This is a genomic window from Winogradskyella helgolandensis (genome assembly GCF_013404085.1).
Taxonomy (GTDB): Bacteria; Bacteroidota; Bacteroidia; order Flavobacteriales; family Flavobacteriaceae; genus Winogradskyella; species Winogradskyella helgolandensis.
Window position 1 is genome coordinate 1,082,751 of sequence record NZ_JABFHO010000001.1, and the last position, 18,674, is coordinate 1,101,424.

General features: G+C 33.5%; 19 protein-coding genes. 10 read left to right on the forward strand and 9 right to left on the reverse strand.

Going from position 1 to position 18,674, the window contains the following annotated elements; all coding sequences use genetic code 11:
- Window positions 1–19: 19 nt before the first annotated feature.
- Complete coding sequence (locus HM992_RS04470) at window positions 20–1,045, forward strand: S66 peptidase family protein (protein WP_179318864.1); 1,026 nt, start codon at window positions 20–22, stop codon at window positions 1,043–1,045.
- Here HM992_RS04470 and HM992_RS04475 read toward each other — a convergent pair.
- On the reverse strand, window positions 1,037–1,390 hold the full coding sequence (locus HM992_RS04475) for a hypothetical protein (protein ID WP_179318865.1): 354 nt from the start codon (window positions 1,388–1,390) through the stop codon (window positions 1,037–1,039). The two genes, HM992_RS04470 and HM992_RS04475, sit on opposite strands and share 9 nt — an antisense overlap.
- A complete protein-coding gene (locus HM992_RS04480) occupies window positions 1,387–1,689 on the reverse strand; it encodes a hypothetical protein (RefSeq protein WP_179318866.1) in 303 nt (100 codons plus the stop codon). Before HM992_RS04480 ends, HM992_RS04475 begins: the two co-directional genes overlap by 4 nt.
- A gap of 189 nt (window positions 1,690–1,878) precedes the next feature.
- On the opposite strand from HM992_RS04480, the gene HM992_RS04485 reads away from it, so the two are divergent.
- Window positions 1,879–2,238, forward strand: coding sequence for a YraN family protein (locus HM992_RS04485; RefSeq protein WP_179318867.1), 360 nt, complete (start codon window positions 1,879–1,881; stop codon window positions 2,236–2,238).
- Window positions 2,239–2,339: 101 nt separating this feature from the next.
- Here the strand turns inward: HM992_RS04485 and nadD are convergent, their stop codons facing one another.
- Genes nadD through HM992_RS04500 form a run of 3 tightly spaced genes read right to left on the reverse strand, consistent with a single transcriptional unit; the run spans window position 2,340 to window position 4,416 of the window.
- Complete coding sequence (nadD, locus tag HM992_RS04490; RefSeq protein WP_178986202.1) at window positions 2,340–2,918, reverse strand: nicotinate (nicotinamide) nucleotide adenylyltransferase; 579 nt, start codon at window positions 2,916–2,918, stop codon at window positions 2,340–2,342.
- Window positions 2,919–2,942: 24 nt separating this feature from the next.
- Window positions 2,943–3,533, reverse strand: a complete 591-nt coding sequence (gene gmk / locus HM992_RS04495) for a guanylate kinase (protein WP_178986201.1) — start codon at window positions 3,531–3,533, stop codon at window positions 2,943–2,945.
- A 25-nt stretch (window positions 3,534–3,558) separates the two neighbouring features.
- Window positions 3,559–4,416: a YicC/YloC family endoribonuclease gene (locus tag HM992_RS04500; protein ID WP_178986200.1), complete on the reverse strand. Its 858-nt coding sequence runs from the start codon at window positions 4,414–4,416 to the stop codon at window positions 3,559–3,561.
- 133 nt (window positions 4,417–4,549) lie between these two features.
- Here HM992_RS04500 and HM992_RS04505 point away from each other — a divergent pair, with 133 nt between their 5' ends.
- On the forward strand, window positions 4,550–5,029 hold the full coding sequence (locus HM992_RS04505) for an acyl-CoA thioesterase (RefSeq protein ID WP_178986199.1): 480 nt from the start codon (window positions 4,550–4,552) through the stop codon (window positions 5,027–5,029).
- A 57-nt stretch (window positions 5,030–5,086) separates the two neighbouring features.
- Here the strand turns inward: HM992_RS04505 and HM992_RS04510 are convergent, their stop codons facing one another.
- Both HM992_RS04510 and HM992_RS04515 read right to left on the reverse strand, forming a co-directional pair.
- Window positions 5,087–6,223 (reverse strand): peptidogalycan biosysnthesis protein, encoded by a 1,137-nt coding sequence (locus tag HM992_RS04510; protein WP_179318868.1) that lies wholly within the window; start codon window positions 6,221–6,223, stop codon window positions 5,087–5,089.
- A 38-nt stretch (window positions 6,224–6,261) separates the two neighbouring features.
- Complete coding sequence (locus HM992_RS04515) at window positions 6,262–6,615, reverse strand: arsenate reductase family protein (protein ID WP_178986197.1); 354 nt, start codon at window positions 6,613–6,615, stop codon at window positions 6,262–6,264.
- Window positions 6,616–6,695: 80 nt separating this feature from the next.
- Between HM992_RS04515 and HM992_RS04520 the strand changes: the two genes are divergently transcribed.
- Window positions 6,696–7,151, forward strand: a complete 456-nt coding sequence (locus HM992_RS04520; protein WP_179318869.1) for a DinB family protein — start codon at window positions 6,696–6,698, stop codon at window positions 7,149–7,151.
- 4 nt (window positions 7,152–7,155) lie between these two features.
- Complete coding sequence (locus tag HM992_RS04525) at window positions 7,156–8,403, forward strand: cation:proton antiporter (protein ID WP_178986195.1); 1,248 nt, start codon at window positions 7,156–7,158, stop codon at window positions 8,401–8,403.
- On the opposite strand, the gene HM992_RS19915 is transcribed toward HM992_RS04525, so the two are convergent.
- Window positions 8,400–9,119 carry a DUF3298 and DUF4163 domain-containing protein gene (locus HM992_RS19915; protein ID WP_179318870.1) on the reverse strand — a complete coding sequence of 240 codons (720 nt, stop codon included), beginning with the start codon at window positions 9,117–9,119 and terminating at the stop codon, window positions 8,400–8,402. The genes HM992_RS04525 and HM992_RS19915 overlap by 4 nt on opposite strands.
- Before the next feature lie 137 nt (window positions 9,120–9,256).
- On the opposite strand from HM992_RS19915, the gene HM992_RS04535 reads away from it, so the two are divergent.
- Window positions 9,257–10,396 carry a cystathionine gamma-synthase gene (locus HM992_RS04535; RefSeq protein WP_179318871.1) on the forward strand — a complete coding sequence of 380 codons (1,140 nt, stop codon included), beginning with the start codon at window positions 9,257–9,259 and terminating at the stop codon, window positions 10,394–10,396.
- A gap of 65 nt (window positions 10,397–10,461) precedes the next feature.
- Here HM992_RS04535 and HM992_RS04540 read toward each other — a convergent pair whose 3' ends face one another.
- Window positions 10,462–11,247, reverse strand: coding sequence for a THC0290_0291 family protein (locus HM992_RS04540; RefSeq protein ID WP_178986192.1), 786 nt, complete (start codon window positions 11,245–11,247; stop codon window positions 10,462–10,464).
- 315 nt (window positions 11,248–11,562) lie between these two features.
- On the opposite strand from HM992_RS04540, the gene gdhA reads away from it, so the two are divergent.
- The 4 genes from gdhA to HM992_RS04560 all read left to right on the forward strand — a co-directional run bounded on the left by gdhA (window position 11,563) and on the right by HM992_RS04560 (window position 18,593).
- A complete protein-coding gene (gene gdhA, locus HM992_RS04545) occupies window positions 11,563–12,906 on the forward strand; it encodes an NADP-specific glutamate dehydrogenase (protein ID WP_178986191.1) in 1,344 nt (447 codons plus the stop codon).
- A gap of 121 nt (window positions 12,907–13,027) precedes the next feature.
- Window positions 13,028–15,412 (forward strand): type IX secretion system anionic LPS delivery protein PorZ, encoded by a 2,385-nt coding sequence (gene porZ / locus HM992_RS04550; RefSeq protein WP_179318872.1) that lies wholly within the window; start codon window positions 13,028–13,030, stop codon window positions 15,410–15,412.
- Between the two features lie 2 nt (window positions 15,413–15,414).
- On the forward strand, window positions 15,415–16,134 hold the full coding sequence (recO, locus tag HM992_RS04555) for a DNA repair protein RecO (RefSeq protein WP_179318873.1): 720 nt from the start codon (window positions 15,415–15,417) through the stop codon (window positions 16,132–16,134).
- 23 nt (window positions 16,135–16,157) lie between these two features.
- Window positions 16,158–18,593, forward strand: a complete 2,436-nt coding sequence (locus tag HM992_RS04560; protein ID WP_179318874.1) for a TonB-dependent receptor plug domain-containing protein — start codon at window positions 16,158–16,160, stop codon at window positions 18,591–18,593.
- The last annotated feature ends 81 nt before the right edge of the window (window positions 18,594–18,674 follow it).

Here is an 18,674-nt window from a genome sequence, read left to right on the forward strand (position 1 = left end):
TATTTACAAAAACTATGTTATGATTTTGAAAAAGTACGTTTCATACCTTATTTTACTTTTTATTATGGTTGTGAATACCGATGTTAATGCACAATTAGAAACTAATAAATCTTTAGAGATGACTTCAAAATTAATTCAGCCACCCTATTTAAAAGCAGGAGATACTGTGGCAATTGTCGCTCCATCTGGGATTTTAAAAAGTCGTGAAGGCGAAGTGCAACAAGCTGTTGCACTTTTAAAAAGATGGGGGCTGCATGCTGTTGTAGGGAAACATGTGTTTAGTAAATCTAATCATTTTGCAGGTACAGATGCAGAGCGTTGTGAAGACTTGCAAAATGCGATGGACGATCCTACAATTAGTGCGATTTGGTGTGCAAGAGGGGGTTACGGAACGGTTCGGATTTTAGATAAATTAGATTACACTGAATTTAAGAAACATCCAAAATGGGTTGTTGGTTATAGTGATATCACAGCTTTACATAATCAAGTGCATAATGAAGGGTTTCAGTCCTTACACGCTATAATGTGTGTGAGTTTAACCAAAGATTTGAATGATATAAAGGAATCCGTTGAAACGTTTAAATCGGCTATTTTCGGAAATCCTGAAAACTATACTTTAAAAGGCTCAAACTACAATAGAGTCGGAGAAACTTCAGGTGAATTAGTTGGAGGAAATTTAACAATGCTACATACCATGTTAGGATCTAAAGAAAGTCTTGATACCTCTGGAAAAATTCTTTTTATTGAAGAAATTGGAGAATACAAATATCATATAGATCGTATGCTGCAGAGTCTGAAACGTGCTGGTTATTTTGAAAATTTAAATGGCCTTGTTGTTGGTGATATGTCTAAAATGCGAAAAAACACCACACTTTGGGGAACTTCTGTTGAGCAATTGATTCTTGATGCATTAGAAGATTACGATTTCCCGATTACATTTAATATGCCTGCAGGTCATGAAAAAGACAACAGAGCTTTGGTTTTAGGAAGAAAAGTTGAATTAACGGTTGCAAAAGAGCAATCAACATTAAAATTTTCAGAATAACTTTTTTTGAAACTTGAAGAACAAAAGAGCACCTAAAGAATAAAGTCCAACGTCAATTATATCACTAGTATAACGCGTATTTATATGAGGCATTACGCATTCAAAATACATTGAAAAATAAATCGTTAAGACTAAAACCACACTGATAGGTGCATAAAGCATTTCGGTTTTTTTTATGATTCTTAAAACTGCTAAGCATGTACTTAAAACAATTGGCATACATAAAAAGTCATTGATATAGAAAAACACCCAATTAGGAAGTGGTACTTCCAAACGGTTTGCTATGTAAACTGTAGAAGCTAATAATACACTGAAATAAAAAATAGGATGTTTTAAAATTTTCATGCTGCAATAGCGGTTATTAGCCATGCGATAAACATTCCGATGGCTACAAATCCCATCCAAATAGAGTGTGTAATTTTAACAAAGACACGTACTATTAAAAATCGATGGTCTTTGTGCTTTTCATAAAAGGAAGGTGATGTTTCTTTTTGAATGCGCTCACGTTCACGACGTTCTTTTTTGTCTTGAGCAAAGGTTAGTTCTCGTCTTTTTTTGTATGACAATAGTGTATTGCAATTGGTGCAATAGTCTTCATTTGTATTATAGAGACCACAATTTGGGCATTTAATATGACTTGCCATTTTACGTGTTTTACAGCAATACAAAGATATGGCTAATTGTACTATTTTATGTGCTCAAAACTAAGCCGCTTTAGCTCAGATTGTTTCATCTCGCACTTTGATAACTCAAATTTTGTATATTGAAGCATACTGAAAAGTATTTCTAACTTTAGACTGAAAACGACGTAGAGAATACTGAAGACTAAAAAAATGGCCCAACACAATGAACTTGGTAAATTAGGAGAGCAACTCGCAACCGAATTGCTTATAAAAAAAGGCTATGAAATCATTGTTCGTAATTATGTGTTTCAAAAAGCTGAAATAGATATTATAGCCAAACACAATAATTCAATGATCTGTGTTGAGGTCAAAACTCGTAATTCTGATTTTTTTGGTGATCCTCAAGAGTTTGTTACGCCAAGTAAAATTAAGTTGTTGGTTAAAGCTATGGATGCTTTTATCATTGAAAATGATATTGATTTAGAAACCCGATTTGATATTATTGCTGTTTTAAAAAATAAAACAACAGAGGAACTTACCCATTATGAGAATGCTTTTTATCATTTTTAATTCCCACGAAAGTGGGAATCTCTTGAATATAAAAAGGTAAGTTATTATACTTTTAAAGTATCAAGCGATTATTAAAAGAGATTCCTGCGAACACAGGAATCTTACCTATAAAAATTCATCTCATCAATAAATTGCCACACATGTTCTGGCAACATCGGACGTACATTTTTACCTTCTTTAATTTCATTTCTAATAAACGTAGATGAGAGCTCCATAATTGGAGCATCAATTTTTATAATTTTAGAATGATCATTAAATTGCGTGTCAATTTTTCCTTTTGAGATTCTAGGATAGACGTAAATATTATGATTTTCTAGAATGAGTTCATAGTTTTTCCACTTATGAAAGCTTTTTAAATTGTCTTCTCCCATAATCAATGAAAAATCATTTTTAGGATATTTTTCAAAAAGATAGGTGAGCGTATCAATGGTGTAATTGGGTTGTTTTAATCCAAATTCTATATCGCTTGGCCTTAGTTTATCGTAATCTTTTGTAGCTAAATGAACCAGTTCTAAACGTTGGTAATTATCTAATAAACTGCTCTTCTTTTTAAAAGGACTTAAGGGCGTCACTACAAACCAAATTTGATCTAAATCGCTATGTTCAGCTAAGTGATTAGCAATCGTTAAATGACCAACGTGAATGGGATTAAACGTCCCAAAATATAAACCTACTTTCATTTTACGCTGAATTTAATTCAGTACCTATTTTTTAATAAAATCCGACACCAATTTATAGGCATTTTCTAAAGCCTCGTCTAAATTGGAGTTCACTACAATTTCATCAAAAAGTGGAGCAGTAGCGAGTTCAGCAGGTGCTTTTGCTACACGCATACTTATTTTTTCAGGGCTTTCTTCTCCACGCTCTTTTAGGCGTCTCACTAATTCATTTAAATCTGGTGGTTTTACAAAAATGGCGATAGTTTGCTCAGGAAATTTTCGTTTTATTCGTAGACCTCCAGAAACATCTATATCAAAAATAACATGTTTACCTTTTGCCCAAATACGTTCAATTTCGGTTTTTAACGTCCCATAAAAATTATCTCTATAGACCTCTTCCCATTCTAGAAACTCATCGTTTTTAATGCGGTTTTTAAATTCCTTAAGCGATAGGTAATAGTAATCTCTTCCATTAACCTCATTACCACGTTTTTCACGTGATGTCGCCGAAATTGAAAATTCTAAATTGAGTTCTTGCTGCTTTAATAAATGGCGAACTATGGTTGTTTTTCCAGAACCAGAAGGTGCTGAAAATACTATAAGTTTGCCTTGGACTTCGTTTTTAATTTCTGACAAAATGTATGTTTTTACTTCTTACTGATTAAAGTACGTTTAATAATTGTTCCTTAATTTTTTCGAGTTCATCTTTCATCTGAACAACTAATTTTTGCATTGGTGCATAATTAGATTTTGAACCTATAGTATTAATTTCTCTTCCGATTTCTTGAGAGATAAACCCTAGTTTTTTACCGTTAGAATCTTCAGAATCTAAGGCTTGTGTAAAATAATCTAAGTGATTTTCTAATCGTACTTTTTCTTCGGTAATATCAAATTTCTCAATGTAATAAACCAATTCTTGTTCAAAACGGTTCTCATCTACTTTCTCTTTAATATCAGCAATACCTTTTTCTAAACGTGCTCTTACACCATCAATACGTTCAGGGTCCATGGTGATGACCTCTTCTAATAGTTGTCTTAAAGTACCAATTCTATCTTCAAAGTCTTTCTTTAATGTCGCTCCTTCATCTTCTCGGTAGATAACTATGTTGGAAATGGCTGTATCTATTTCCTTACTAATTAAAGACCATTCTTCTTCATCAATATCATCGCGTTCTGTAGTTATGGCATCAGGCATACGAACCGCCATTTTTAATAATTCAGTAGCATCACCATCAACAACGTCTTTAAGTTGCTTAATATATTCTTTTACAACTGTTTTGTTAATTTTAGAGCTTGTGTCTTCTCCTGTAATTTCTACAAATAGTGAGAAATCTACTTTTCCTCTAACAAGGCTTCTGGCAATAAGTTTTCTTATGTCTAATTCCTTTGCTCTATACATAGAAGGCATACGAGCGTTGAGGTCTAGGCTTTTGCTGTTTAGAGATTTTAACTCTATAGATATTTTTTTAGTTGGGAGCTGTAGCACAGATTTCCCATAACCTGTCATGGATTGTATCATTAAAACTTTGCATTTAAAGTTGCGCAAAGGTACAAAAATCAATGGTTTTAGAGATGTTTTAAAATTTTTACAAAGACTTATGCGTGCATAAGATACTTTCTTAACTTTGTTTCAGAAAATTAAAGTTATGAAGATGTACAAAAAACAATTTGAAATTCGTTGGAGCGATGTTGATGCCAATGGTCATTTAGCGAATTCTGCTTATACCAATTTTATGAGTCATGCGCGTATGGCTTTTTTCTCTGAGCAAGGATTTTCAATGCCTGAAATAATGAAATTCAATGTAGGTCCTGTGGTATTTTATGAGCACATGTATTATTTTAAAGAATCATTTTTGGGCACTCCAATTACTGTGACTATTGAAGTGTCTGGGTTAAGTGAAGATGGCATGTTGTTTATGTTTGAGCATAACTTTTACAATCATAAAGGTGAAAACTTAGCCTACTGCGAAATGCAAGGTGGATGGATTGATCTAAAAGCAAGAAAATTAACCGGTTTGCCAGAGCCTTTATTAGAATTAGCTCATAAATTCCCAAAGTCTGAAAGTTTTAAAGTGTTAACTAAAGAAGATACAAGGAAACACGGAGTGAGACCTAAGGCTATGAAGTTATAACTAATTATAAGAGACCTTTCAGGTTTTAAAAACCTGAAAGGTCCAAAAAAAATGGTATCACTTAAAAACAGAATGTTGTTTAAAAGATTTAATCTGAACATTTTTTATAAACGGCTTTAAAATCTGATTTGGTAAATACCGCTTGTGTTTGCAGTAACACGTTAGCGCTTCTGGTTCTGCTCCAAGAGTGCTTTTTATTTCTGAAGCCGTTCTACCTAAGTTAATCTGTGTCGATTTTGTCTCAATGCCGAGGCGAACATAATCATTTAAAATCCTTGGATAAATAGCAAATTCTTTATTATAAGAATAGTCAATTCCAATAAAATGAGCATCAAGATGTGTGTCGTTTTGCATGGCAGACAAAAAGCCTACTAACTTTTCTTCTAGAAAATAGCCTTTCACTATAAATTGATCCTTAAAGGTTTTTTTAAGATGAATATAAGTATCGAGATTTAATATTTGAGCATTAAAATCAGCATTATCAATAGTGTTCTGATATAATTCTTGAAGTGCATCTTTGTACACTTCAATAGCTTCCTGAGAGAATAATTTAGCATGTAAAGCTTCACTTTTCGCATCTGCTCTATTGGCTTTTACTCTATATTTAGATTTTAAGGCATTTGTGTAATCTTCAAAAGAATGCCATTCTGGTTGTAGCTTAATTATCATATTAGGCTCAACTTGCATGGCGGCATAATCGTAAGCTTCTAAATGATTGGTTATAGCAAGCGATTCGTTTTTAAAATCTTTTACGAATACTGCCATTAGTCTTTTTGATGATTTTGATAATAGTCTTACACCTTCAGCAATAGCTTTAAAGGTTTCAACTTTATCTTCATCATCTTTTATGAATGTGCCATATTCTCCGCTTAAGAATACGTTTCCACAGAATAATACTCTAATTTCATTGTTACAAAACATATTGTTTACCGCGCGTCTAATTTTCTCGGACGTTATGGTTATGTTTTTAGTAATGGTTTCGATACCAATAGTTACGATTTGAGTGTTGGCGAAAGCAATAGCTTTTTTGTTTTTTAAAATGAAGATATAATTAAACTCAATACCTGTATTGGCTAGCTCAAACGCTTTTAAAAATTCAGGTGAATAATAAATATTTGTACAGCAGTTTACGCCATGCCAATAGGCTTGTGGAATGGCATCTACGGTTTTAAATATTTCGGAGGATAAAGACAATTTAATTTTTTATAGATTTAATTGAGATTACATATCTATTATGGATGTAAAGAAAGTTTTGCAGCTTCAACCGTTTTTTTAGAATTACCTATAAATAGTTGGTTGTTAAAAAGTATTACAGGACGTTTTAAAAATGTATAGTGCTCTAAAATATAATTTTTATAATCGTCTTCAGAAAGTGATTTATCTTTTAATCCCAATTCTTTGTAGAGTCTTGCACGCTTGCTAAACAAACTTTCGTAGCTATCTGTAAGTGCTCTCATTTGTGCAATCTGTTCCTCAGTAATAGGTTCTGTCTTTATATCTTGAAGTTGAAAGCCTTCAGGAAGATTAAGCTCATTAATGATTCGAGTACAAGTATTACAGCTACTTAAATAATATATTTTGTTCATAATCAAAACGGTTTAATTTCAATATGCAAAGAAACCGTATTTCTAACGAATTTTATTACTTTTAAGCAAAATATGATTTTATGGATTTTGCTTTCGACGTCGCACTTAAGAATAGAAAATTATTAAAAAGTTTTATTGAAAATCACACTTTGGAGGAGTTGAATAAAGTGCCAAAAGGCTTTAATAATAATATTATTTGGAATATTGCGCATACAGTTGTAACACAGCAATTATTGGTGTATAAATTATCAGGATTGCCAATGGTTGTCTCTGATGAAATGATTGAGGATTTTAAAAAAGGAACAAAAACAGAGCGGGACCTGTCACAGTCTGAAGTAGATACGATAAAGGGCTTATTGTTTTCTACAATTGAAAAGACGAAAGAGGATTACCATAATAAAGTTTTTCAAACCTATAATCAATATACCGTGACTACAAAAAGTACACTTAGTAATGTTGAAGAAGCCATTGATTTCAATAATTTTCATGAAGGTATTCATTTAGGTTATATTTTAGCACTCAGAAAATCACTATAATTTTATGGATTATTATTCAATAGCTACTATTTTAATCGTTCTATCTGCAGCCTTTGGTTATATAAACGAGAAGTTTTTAAGATTGCCTATTACCATTGGTTTAATGGTTATTACCATTGTATTCACAGTTGTTTTAGTTGGTATTGCTCAATTTGATGATACTTTATTGGTGCAAGAAAGAGAATTTATAGCCTTGATAGATTTCGAAACCGTTCTCTTGGACATTATGCTGAGTTTCCTGTTGTTTGCAGGTGCATTACATACCAATTTTAATCAGCTTAAAGTACAACGCTGGCCAATAATGGCTTTTGCTACAGTAGGTGTTTTGGTATCGACATTTTTAGTTGGTATTGCTATGTTTTACGTTTTAAAGTTAATGGGTTTAAATGTGGATTTTATCTACTGTTTATTATTTGGAGCTTTAATTTCTCCAACAGATCCTATAGCTGTTTTAGGAATTTTGAAAAAAGCTGGAGCTCCTAAAAAATTAGAAACCAAAATTGTTGGAGAATCATTGTTTAACGACGGAGTAGGTGTTGTAGTGTTCTTAACGATTTTTGCAATTGCAGCTAAACCCGATGCTGCTATTGAGTTTTCTGATATTGCAACCTTATTTGGACAAGAAGTTATTGGAGGTATTGTTTTGGGTCTTTTTCTAGGTTGGATAACCTACCGATTAATGCGATCTATTGATAGTTATGAAATTGAGGTTATATTAACCCTAGCAGCAGTTATGGGTGGTACGATGTTGGCTCATGAGTTTCATTTATCTGCACCTTTAGCAATGGTAACAGCAGGATTGATTGTGGGAAATGATACCGTTAGAAATACCGCTATGTCTGAAACCACAGAGCTTTATGTCGATAAGTTTTGGGAACTTGTTGATGTGTTGTTAAACACTATTTTGTTTGTAATGATTGGTATGGAAATGCTGGTTTTATCCTTAGATGGAAAATTTATTTACGCAGGTTTATTAGCTATTCCTTTAATATTAATGTGTCGTTATATCTCGTTGTGGTTGCCCATAAAGTTCTTCGAAAAGAGATTGGATTTTGTGCCAAAAACAAATTTAATAATGACTTGGGGAGGCTTACGAGGTGGAATATCTATTGCTTTAGCATTGAGCCTAACAAAAGATATGCATAGAGAATTATTCTTAGTTATAACCTACGTTGTTGTTGTCGTTTCTATTGTTGGACAAGGGTTAACTGTTGGGCCAATTATAAAGCGCTTAACAAAAAAAGTTGTTTAGTTCAACTTTAAATAAGGCTCTACGTCATCAAAGGGAATCATAAATTCGGTATAGCCTAAATCATAGGAAGCGACTTCATAGACATTGTAAATTAAGACCAATCCTTCTTCACTAAAACCAATATTTTCAGGTAAGTGAAACGGTTCTCCAAAGAAGAAGTTTTCAATTGTTAATTGATCTTTGTTCTTTTCTAAAGATGTAATAAATTGAGCCTTTGCCAATGTTGTAAAGCCATCAATGTCATTGATGAAATCATTGATGTCTAACGTTTTTCCACTTTTGGCATCAAGATTTAATAATTTTATTTTATCATTTCCATGGGCACCACCTTTAAACTCATATGTGCTAATAGCTATCGTAATAATGTCTTCAGACTGGTAAACGAGCTCTGTTTCAATATGAAGCTCCCAAGCAGGTTCGTCTATTTCTGCATAATCCTTTTTAAAACTTAGATATTCTTCATTAAAGGCTTTTAAAACATCTGTTAAAATGGTTTTGTTTTCAGATGTATTGAGAGTTGCAATTATTGCATTTTCGACGTTAGTATTAATGGCGTTGCTTAGGTCGCTACTTCCTGTTGCTTTACTGTAAACAGCTGATATTTCTGCTTCATAAGATTCTTCAACAGAAATAGTATCAAATGTAGCAGGTTTAAATTCAGAAGTACATGAATTTAAAAAGATGACAAATATTAAAAATGGAATGATGCGTTTCACAGTAGTTGAGGTTATGTTTAATAAACAATAAAGGTATTATATAGATTTGAATAGAACGAATTATCCGTTAAATTTGTTATGATTCAAAAGCGATAATTTTGTTAATCTTTTAGAGGATTACGTCTAACCTGATGATTATGAAATTCAACACAAAAACAATACATGGTGGTCAAAAGCCAGATGCTGCTTATGCATCTGTAATTCCTCCAATTTATCAAACATCTACGTTTGCACAATCTACACCTGGTGGACACAAAGGTTATGCGTATGCGCGCTCTGGAAATCCAACACGTCATGCTTTAGAAAAAGCTTTTGCAAGTATCGAAAATGGAACACATGGCTTGGCTTTTAGTTCGGGATTAGCGGCTATAGATGCTATTTTGAAATTATTGAAGCATGGTGATGAGGTTATTTCTACTAACGATTTATATGGCGGAACGTACCGTTTATTCACTAAGATATATGAAAACTTTGGTATTAAGTTTCATTTTATTGGGATGCAAAATGCGGATCATATTGAAGATTATATTAACGATAGAACAAAATTGATTTGGGTTGAAACTCCAACCAATCCGATGTTGAATATTATTGATATTGTAGCAACAGCCAAAATCGCAAAGCAGCATAACGTGTTGTTAGCTGTAGATAACACATTTGCTACACCTTATTTACAACAACCTTTGGATTTGGGTGTCGATATTGTTATGCATTCCGCTACAAAATATTTAGGTGGACATAGTGATTTGGTGATGGGAGCGTTAATTGTGAAAGATAAAGATTTGGCTGAACGTTTATATTTTATTCAAAACGCTAGTGGTGCTATTTGTGGCCCACAAGATGCGTTTTTAGCTTTAAGAGGAATTAAAACTTTACATATTAGAATGCAGCGCCATTGTGAAAATGGAAAGGCTGTTGCAGAATATTTAGCCAAACACCCTAAAATCGAAAATGTGTACTGGCCAGGTTTTCCTAGTCATCCTAATCATGCGATTGCAGCATCTCAGATGAGTGGTTTTGGTGGGATGGTATCATTTACAACAAAAGGAAATAATTATGAAGAAGCGATTAATATTGTTGAGAATTTAAACGTTTTTACCTTAGCTGAATCGCTTGGTGGAGTAGAATCGTTAGCTGGTCATCCGGCAAGTATGACGCATGCTAGTATTCCAAAACAAGAGCGAGAAAAAATAGGTGTTGTAGATTCACTAATTAGGTTGAGTGTTGGTATTGAGGATGAGGATGATTTGGTTGCCGATTTAAAACAAGCTATAGGTTAATCTAAAATACAAAAAAGACCAAATCGTGAGATTTGGTCTTTTTTGTATTAGTTATTGTTAATGGTTTAATCGAACATAAATATGTAACCAACGTTAAACCAAGCGAGCCAATCATTTGTTTTATTAGAATCTAATTGATGGTCTAAACCATCTGTTTCATCATTCATAAAACGTTGAATTCTTAGATCAGCCATTAAATGTGAAAAAGCATTAAGATTATACCTTACTCCAACACTCCCAACTATAGACCAAGTAGATCCATTTGAAGCATCTATAGATCCAGGTTCCCAACTTGGATAAAAATTATTAGGGTCGTTTATATTCTCGTCTCCGTATGTTGTAGAAACACCTGGATTGTACATTACGTACTGTGCTCCTAAACTTACGAATGGGCCAAATTTATCACCTCCTCGAGATAATGCTCTTGTGGTTAAAGGATAGTATTCTAATTGCGCTCCGATATTAAAGTTTTGAGCTTCCCCTGTATGGGCTCTTAGTTTGTCAGCAGCAGTGCTTGTTCTATCATCGTCTACCCATTGTCCAAAATGACTAAGTCCTGTTTTGTTCCAAGAAATTTCAGCTCGTACTTTAAAGTGGTTCGTAAAAAAATTATTTCTTGAATAAGAATAGTAGCTCGAAAGATAGTCGAAGTTCATGTAGTAAACGAGACCAATACCAAACCCAATATTACCAGTGTTGGTTTCAAAATCATAACGCTCACCAAAATCAGATTGATAAACTATGGGACCAGCAATTATTCCAACCTCGTGGGAGAAACTTTGTGAGTAACTCATTTGCATCGATAAAAGCAATACAAGAGCTATGTATAAATGTTTTATTTTTAGTGTCATGTAATCTTAAAATTGATGCTTTTACCCAGCAAATATATAAAAACTCGATGAACTACCAAATAAAACCGACAAAATGCATGTTTTAATTTTTTTCATAAAATTTAATCCCTTTTCTTATTGGACAAGATTATTTACAATATCAGATTAATAAAAATGATAGATGCTTAATTATTAAAGTAATAAGTAAGCCACAATATATCAAAATATTCTTACAAATGCCTGTATAAAATAAAATATCCTATTATTTTGACAAAAATAGATTATTATTTAGAATTGGTCAATGAATTATTTAATTTCGATAATAAATAAATACCAATGAGGCAAAAAATTGATGCTTTTTTAGCAGAAGTGCAAGCAAGAAATAGTCATGAACCTGAATTTTTACAGGCCGTTCAAGAAGTAGCAGAATCATTAATCCCATATATAGCTCAAAATAAATTATATAGAGGTAAAAATATTCTGTTAAGAATGGTAGAACCAGAACGATTAATATCTTTTAGAATCAGTTGGATTGATGATAACGGAGAGATACAAGTCAATAGAGGTTATCGAATTCAGATGAACTCTGCCATTGGGCCTTATAAAGGAGGCTTGCGTTTTCATCCTTCTGTAAATGCAAGTATTTTAAAATTCTTAGCTTTTGAACAGGTATTCAAAAATGCATTAACGACCTTGCCAATGGGTGGAGGTAAAGGTGGATCTGATTTTAACCCAAAAGGAAAATCGGACGATGAAATTATGCGCTTTTGTCAGGCTTTTATGAGTGAATTATATAGGCATATAGGGCAGTTTACAGATGTGCCAGCAGGAGATATAGGTGTTGGAGGAAGAGAGATTGGTTATATGTTTGGAATGTATAAAAAACTAAAAAATGAATTTACTGGTGTATTAACGGGTAAAGGACCAACTTGGGGAGGCTCTTTAATTAGACCTGAATCTACGGGTTATGGTGTGGTTTATTTTGGGCAAAATATGTTGAAACTAAAGAAGGAAACAATAAAAGGTAAGAGCATTGTGATGTCTGGTTCAGGAAACGTAGCTCAGTTTGCCGCAGAAAAAGCAATCGAGTTAGGGGCCAAAGTAATTACACTATCAGATTCTGGAGGTTATATTTTAGATAATGATGGTATTGATAAGGAAAAGTTAGAATTTGTAATGGATCTTAAAAATGTAAAACGTGGTCGAATTAGTGACTATGTAAATCAATATCCTAATGCAGAGTATTTTGACAATGCAAAACCATGGTCTGTAAAATGTGATATCGCTTTGCCTTGTGCAACTCAAAATGAATTAAATGAAGAGAACGCAAAACAGTTAGTTGAAAATGGTTGTATGTGTTTGGTTGAAGGAGCAAATATGCCTTCAACACCAGAAGCTATTCAAGTATTTCAAAAAGCAAAATTATTGTTTGCTCCAGGTAAGGCTTCTAATGCTGGTGGTGTTGCTACTTCAGGATTAGAAATGAGCCAGAATTCACTTAGATTAAGCTGGACAAGAGAAGAGGTAGATTCACGACTAAAAGGTATCATGGAAGCGATTCACGATTCTTGTGTGCACTATGGAGAAAATGAAGATGGTTCTGTAGATTATATTAAAGGAGCAAACATTGCAGGTTTTGTGAAAATTGCAGATGCTATGCTAGCCCAAGGAGTCGTATAACTAAGTTTAAAAATTATTATTAAGCTTCTGTTTTGTTACAGAAGCTTTTTTATGACATAATATATGATAAGCGCAAAATTATCGTTAGTATTAAATATCTTTGGACAAACCTTATTAATTAATGTGCAACACTGTTTTTAAAATCTTTATTCTAGTATTTGGGCTTACGGCTTCTTGTTATAGTCAAGATTTCTCAACGTTATGGCAAGGCCATTATTCCTATAATGATATAGTAGATGTGGTTAGTGGTGAAAATAAAATATATGCAGCTGCTCAAAATGCTGTTTTTAGATATGACATACAGACCAATGAACTAACGACAATTACGTCGGTAGAAGGACTTTCGGGAGAACAAATTACTACTATTTATTATAGTGAGTTGTACCAATATTTACTTGTTGGATATGAAACCGGATTAATTGAAGTCTATTCTGAAACTGAAAATTCGGTGTTATCTGTGGTTGATATTTTGGATAAAGTCAACATTACTCCAGCTAATAAACGAATTAATCATTTCTTTGAAAATGAAGGAGAAATTTATATCTCTACAGATTATGGTGTTTCTGTTTATGATTTAGAGCGCTTAGAATTTGGTGACACTTATTTTTTAGGGAATGGCGGGTCTCAGGTGTCTGTAAACCAAGTTTCAATTTTAAATAACGAAATTTATGCAGCATGTAGCGCTAGTAATGGCATAAAAAAAGCCGACTTAGACAATCCAAACTTAATAGATTATCAGCAATGGCAAACTATTATAATAGGAAATTATCATACAATGAATACAATTAATAATAAAATGTATTCTGTACGAGATAATAAGGTGCTTTACGAAATTAATGGAGCTTCAATTAATACATTATTTACTTTTCCTACCTTACCATTAGATGCTGATAAGTCAGCATCAAATCTTGTTTATTCAACTAGCTCTTCGATTTATGTATATGATGAAAATTTACAACTCGTAAAAAGCTTTCAGCCTACAGAAGAATTTGATTCTAATTTTACTTCAGCAACAAGTTTAGATGATTCTATTTATATAGGTACAGAGGCTTTTGGCGTTCTAAGTAATTCTATTTCTACTGTTGGTGAATACTCTGAGATAAAACCCAATGGCCCTTTATTTAATGAAACGTTTAGGCTTAACGCGGAATCTGGTGTGGTTTGGTCTAGTTTTGGGGATTATACGGAAGCATTAGTTCCAGATCCCATACGAACTAGAGGTTTGAGTTACTATAGAAATGAGGTTTGGGAGAGTATCCCATATGATAGCTTATTAGGCGGTAGAAATTTGTCGCAAATTGCGGTAAATCCCTTTATTTCAAATCAAGTATTTGTAAGTTCATTTCAAGATGGTCTTTTAGAATTAAATGATTTTGAACCTACCGTTTTATATGACGAAACCAATAGTGGCTTAGAATCCTTGTTAGTGCCAACTTCTCCAAACTTTAGGAGTATTAGGGTTTCTGCTACTGCATTTGACAGTGATGGACTTTTGTGGTCATTGACCTCGCTTGTATTTGAACCTTTGAAATCGTATGACCCAATTACAGGAAACTGGAAAAGCTATGATTTTTCGAGTATTATACAAGATGCTATTCGTGATGAATTTGGTTATTTTGATATAGCAATTGATAATAATGGTACCAAATGGATTGGTGGTTATAAGAACGGACTTTATGTTTACAATGAAACGATCACTAATACTCCTCTTCGAAATATTAGTACTGCAGAACAAGGTTTACCAGTTCCGAGAGTTAATGCTGTTGCTATAGATACCAGAAATCAATTATGGGTTGGCATGTTTACAGGGATACGAGTGCTTTATAATACTTCAGGGTTTTATGAGGATTCTAACCCAACATTGAGTTCTATAATTATTTTGGAAGAGGGAATTGCAAAAGAATTGTTAGAAGGCGAAACCGTAACAGATATTAAGGTTGATGGTTCTAATAATAAATGGATTGGAACTGTAGATTCTGGCGTGTTTTATCTCTCTCCAGATGGGCAAACGACCATTTATCATTTTACTAAGGACAATTCTCCATTGCCATCAAATAGAATTAATGACATCTCAATTGATCCTAATAATGGTACGGTGTATATCGCCACAATAAAAGGTCTTTTATCTTTTAAGGCTGGTGGTTCAAAAACAGAATCGACTTTAGAAGATGCTTTTGTCTATCCAAATCCTGTACGACCAGAGTATAATATTCTTGGTTTTAACGATCTTAATGATATTACAAAAGGTGTAAAAGTTAGTGGGCTCACAGAACGTGTGAATATAAAAATTACAGATATTGAAGGTAATTTGGTAGCAGAAGCACAGTCTAATGTTAATTTAAGATCGTCTAATGCAAATTATAACTTTGCCATCGATGGAGGAACTGCTATTTGGAATGGTAAAAATCTTGGGAATAATGTAGTGAGAACCGGTGTGTATTTAATACTGATTTCAGATTTAGACTCTTTTGAAACTAAAGTGCTCAAAGTTCTAATCGTCCAATAAACATGCTTTCAAAAAACAACAGCATCGTGCTTTCTAAATTAAAATATAGAGATCACGACCTTATTGTTAAGTGCTATACGGAGCAACGTGGAGTGGTGAGCTATATGTTAAGAGGTGTTTTGAAATCTAAAAAAGGCCTTTCAAAAACGGTTTATTTTCAAGCGTTGTCTCAACTTCAAATAGAAGAAAACTACAAACCCAATCAGTCGCTTCATTTTATAAAAGAAACTAAGTTTAATTATATCTACAAAAGCCTTCATACTAATATATATAAAAGTGCGATCGTTTTATTTTTATCCGAAATTCTTTCCAATGTATTAAAAGAAGAAGAAAAGAATGACGATTTATTCGATTTTATAACAGCATCACTTCAGTATTTAGATAATGAAGATCAGTTTTCAAACTTTCATTTATTGTTTCTTTTAAAGCTGACACGCTACTTAGGCTTTCTACCAGAAAACTTAGATAATGACCACGCCTTTTTCAATTTGGAATCTGGAGTTTTTGAAGCTTCTAATCATGGTATTTACTCCGTATCTGGTGAAAATTTAACACTCTTAAAACGTCTGTTAGGCACAAGTTTTGATGCACTACATACGGTAAACATAAAAGCAAAACAGCGGCAAGAATTTTTAAATATGCTGTTGCATTATTTTGAATTACATTTAGGAAGTTTTAGAAAGCCTAAATCATTGCAGGTGCTTAACGAGGTATTTCATTAAGTCACTTCTGCCAAAAAACTATAATGATTGTGAGTTCACAAGTGAAGCGCAATAGCGTACATACTATTTTTTTATTTCTTTTTTTACAGTTAAGCTTCGGGCAAACCGTAACTGTTTTAGAAGCTGATAGTCAAATGCCAATTCCTGGTGTTGCACTTGTTAATTACATTAAAAGTAAAACGATTATTACGGATTCAAAAGGTCAAGCATCGTTGTCGCTTTTCAATGAGAAGGAAATTATATATTTTAAGGATTTTTTATATGAAGAGGAACACTTCACCAAATCTGAAATCTTAAATAAGCAGGGCATTGTTTATCTCATGCTTAAAGTAGAAGGGCTGGATCAAATTGTTATTTCTGCTTCTAAGTTTGAACAACGTAAGAGGGATATTCCACAAACCATTGTTAATGTCAGTGCTAAAGATATTGCCTTGTCTAATCCTCAAACGAGTGCCGATTTATTAGAAAATACTGGTAATATTTACATTCAGAAAAGTCAATTGGGTGGTGGAAGTCCTATGATTAGGGGTTTTTCTACAAACAGGCTTTTAATTGCTGTTGATGGTGTACGTATGAATAATGCTATTTTTAGAGGTGGTAATCTTCAAAATGTTATTGCTATAGATCCGTTTTCGATACAACATACAGAGGTCACACTTGGTGCTGGTTCCGTGGTTTATGGTAGTGATGCGATTGGAGGAGTGATGAGCTTTTACACTAAAAAACCGCAGTTCTCTGAGACTGATGCTTTAGATTTTAGTGCTACGGCGTTAACACGATTCGCTTCTGCAAATACTGAAACAACAGGACATTTGGATTTTAATTTAGGGTATAAGAAATGGGCGTTTTTGACGAGTGTGAGTTATACTGATTTTGATGATTTAAGAATGGGAAGTCATGGTCCTGATGATTACTTGAGACCAGAATATGTCACCCAGCAAAATGGGGAAGATGTTATTGTTGCTAACCCCAATCCTAAGATGCAAACACCAACTGGTTACGATCAACTAAATTTGATGCAAAAGGTGCGTTATAAATCTTCTGATGATTTAGATTTTGATTTAGGCTTGTATTATTCTACGACATCAGATTTTTCTAGATATGATAGGCTCCTTCGTTATCGTGGAGATGAGCTACGTTCGGCTGAATGGAATTATGGACCACAAGAATGGTTTATGGGGAATTTTCAGTTTACTAAATTGAGTAGTCATTCTAATTTGTATGATAAGATTCAAACGACTTTAGCGTATCAGAATTTTAAGGAGAGTCGGGAGGATCGGGATTTTCAATCTGACATACGTGCTGTGAGAGCTGAATCTGTTGATGCCATTTCGTTTAATTTAGATTTAGAGAAAACGTTAAACCCTAAAACAAGTTTGTTTTATGGTCTAGAATACTTACATAATACGGTGCATTCCGATGGGTATGATACCAACATAGAAACTAATCAGGATACAGTTAGCCTTACGCGCTATCCGGATGGTTCTACGTGGCAGTCTGTTGCGGCATATGCTAGTTTAAAGCATAAACCGAATTCTAAATTTGTATTTCAGTCTGGTCTTCGGTTTAATCAGGTGATTGCGAAAGCGGATTTTACGGCCAATAATGTGTTTTTAAATTTACCTTTTGATGCTGCTGAGGTGAATACAGGAGCTTTAACAGGAACCGCAGGTATTACATGGTCTCCAAGTGACGTTATTCAATGGAAACTTAATGCCTCTACGGCGTTTAGAGCTCCAAATATTGACGATATTGGTAAGGTGTTTGATAGCGAACCAGGCTCTGTTGTGGTACCTAATAAAGACTTAAAAGCAGAATACGCTTATAGTGGTGAGTTGGGTTTGAAATTGAATTTTGAAAATAAAGTCGTTATAGATTTAGCGACCTATTACACGTTTTTAGATAATGCTTTAATACGACGCGATTATGAGCTCAATGGTGAAACCGAAATGGTTTATAGTGGTGAGTTAAGTACGATTCAGGCCATACAGAATGCGTCTAAAGCCGGGATTTATGGTTTTGAAGCAGGTATAGACATTAACTTCACTAAACAATTAAAACTCCGTTCTCAGTATAATATTATTGGAGGTACAGAAGATAATAATGGAGTAGAAGAACCGGTACGGCATGTGGCCCCTAATTTTGGACGCACGCATTTGGTTTGGAAAAAGAACAGGTTATTGTTTGATGCCTTTATGATTTATAACAATACACTAGACTTTGATCAAATGGCTCCTTCAGAAACTGCCAAGGATTATATTTACGCTTTAGATGCTGATGGTCAGCCGTATGCACCGTCTTGGTATACGCTTAATTTTAGAGCGCAATATCATTATAATGACCAACTTAGTGTAACGGCTAGTTTAGAAAATATAACCGATCAACGTTATAGACCATACTCTTCGGGAATAACTGCAGCCGGTCGGAATTTTATTCTCGCTTTAAAATATACGCTTTAGTAGCGGTCTGCTTAGTTTTCAGCAATACTATTTTTGATATTTTGCTTCTGTAAAGGCTTTGGTCTTTTGATGGTTATGAGC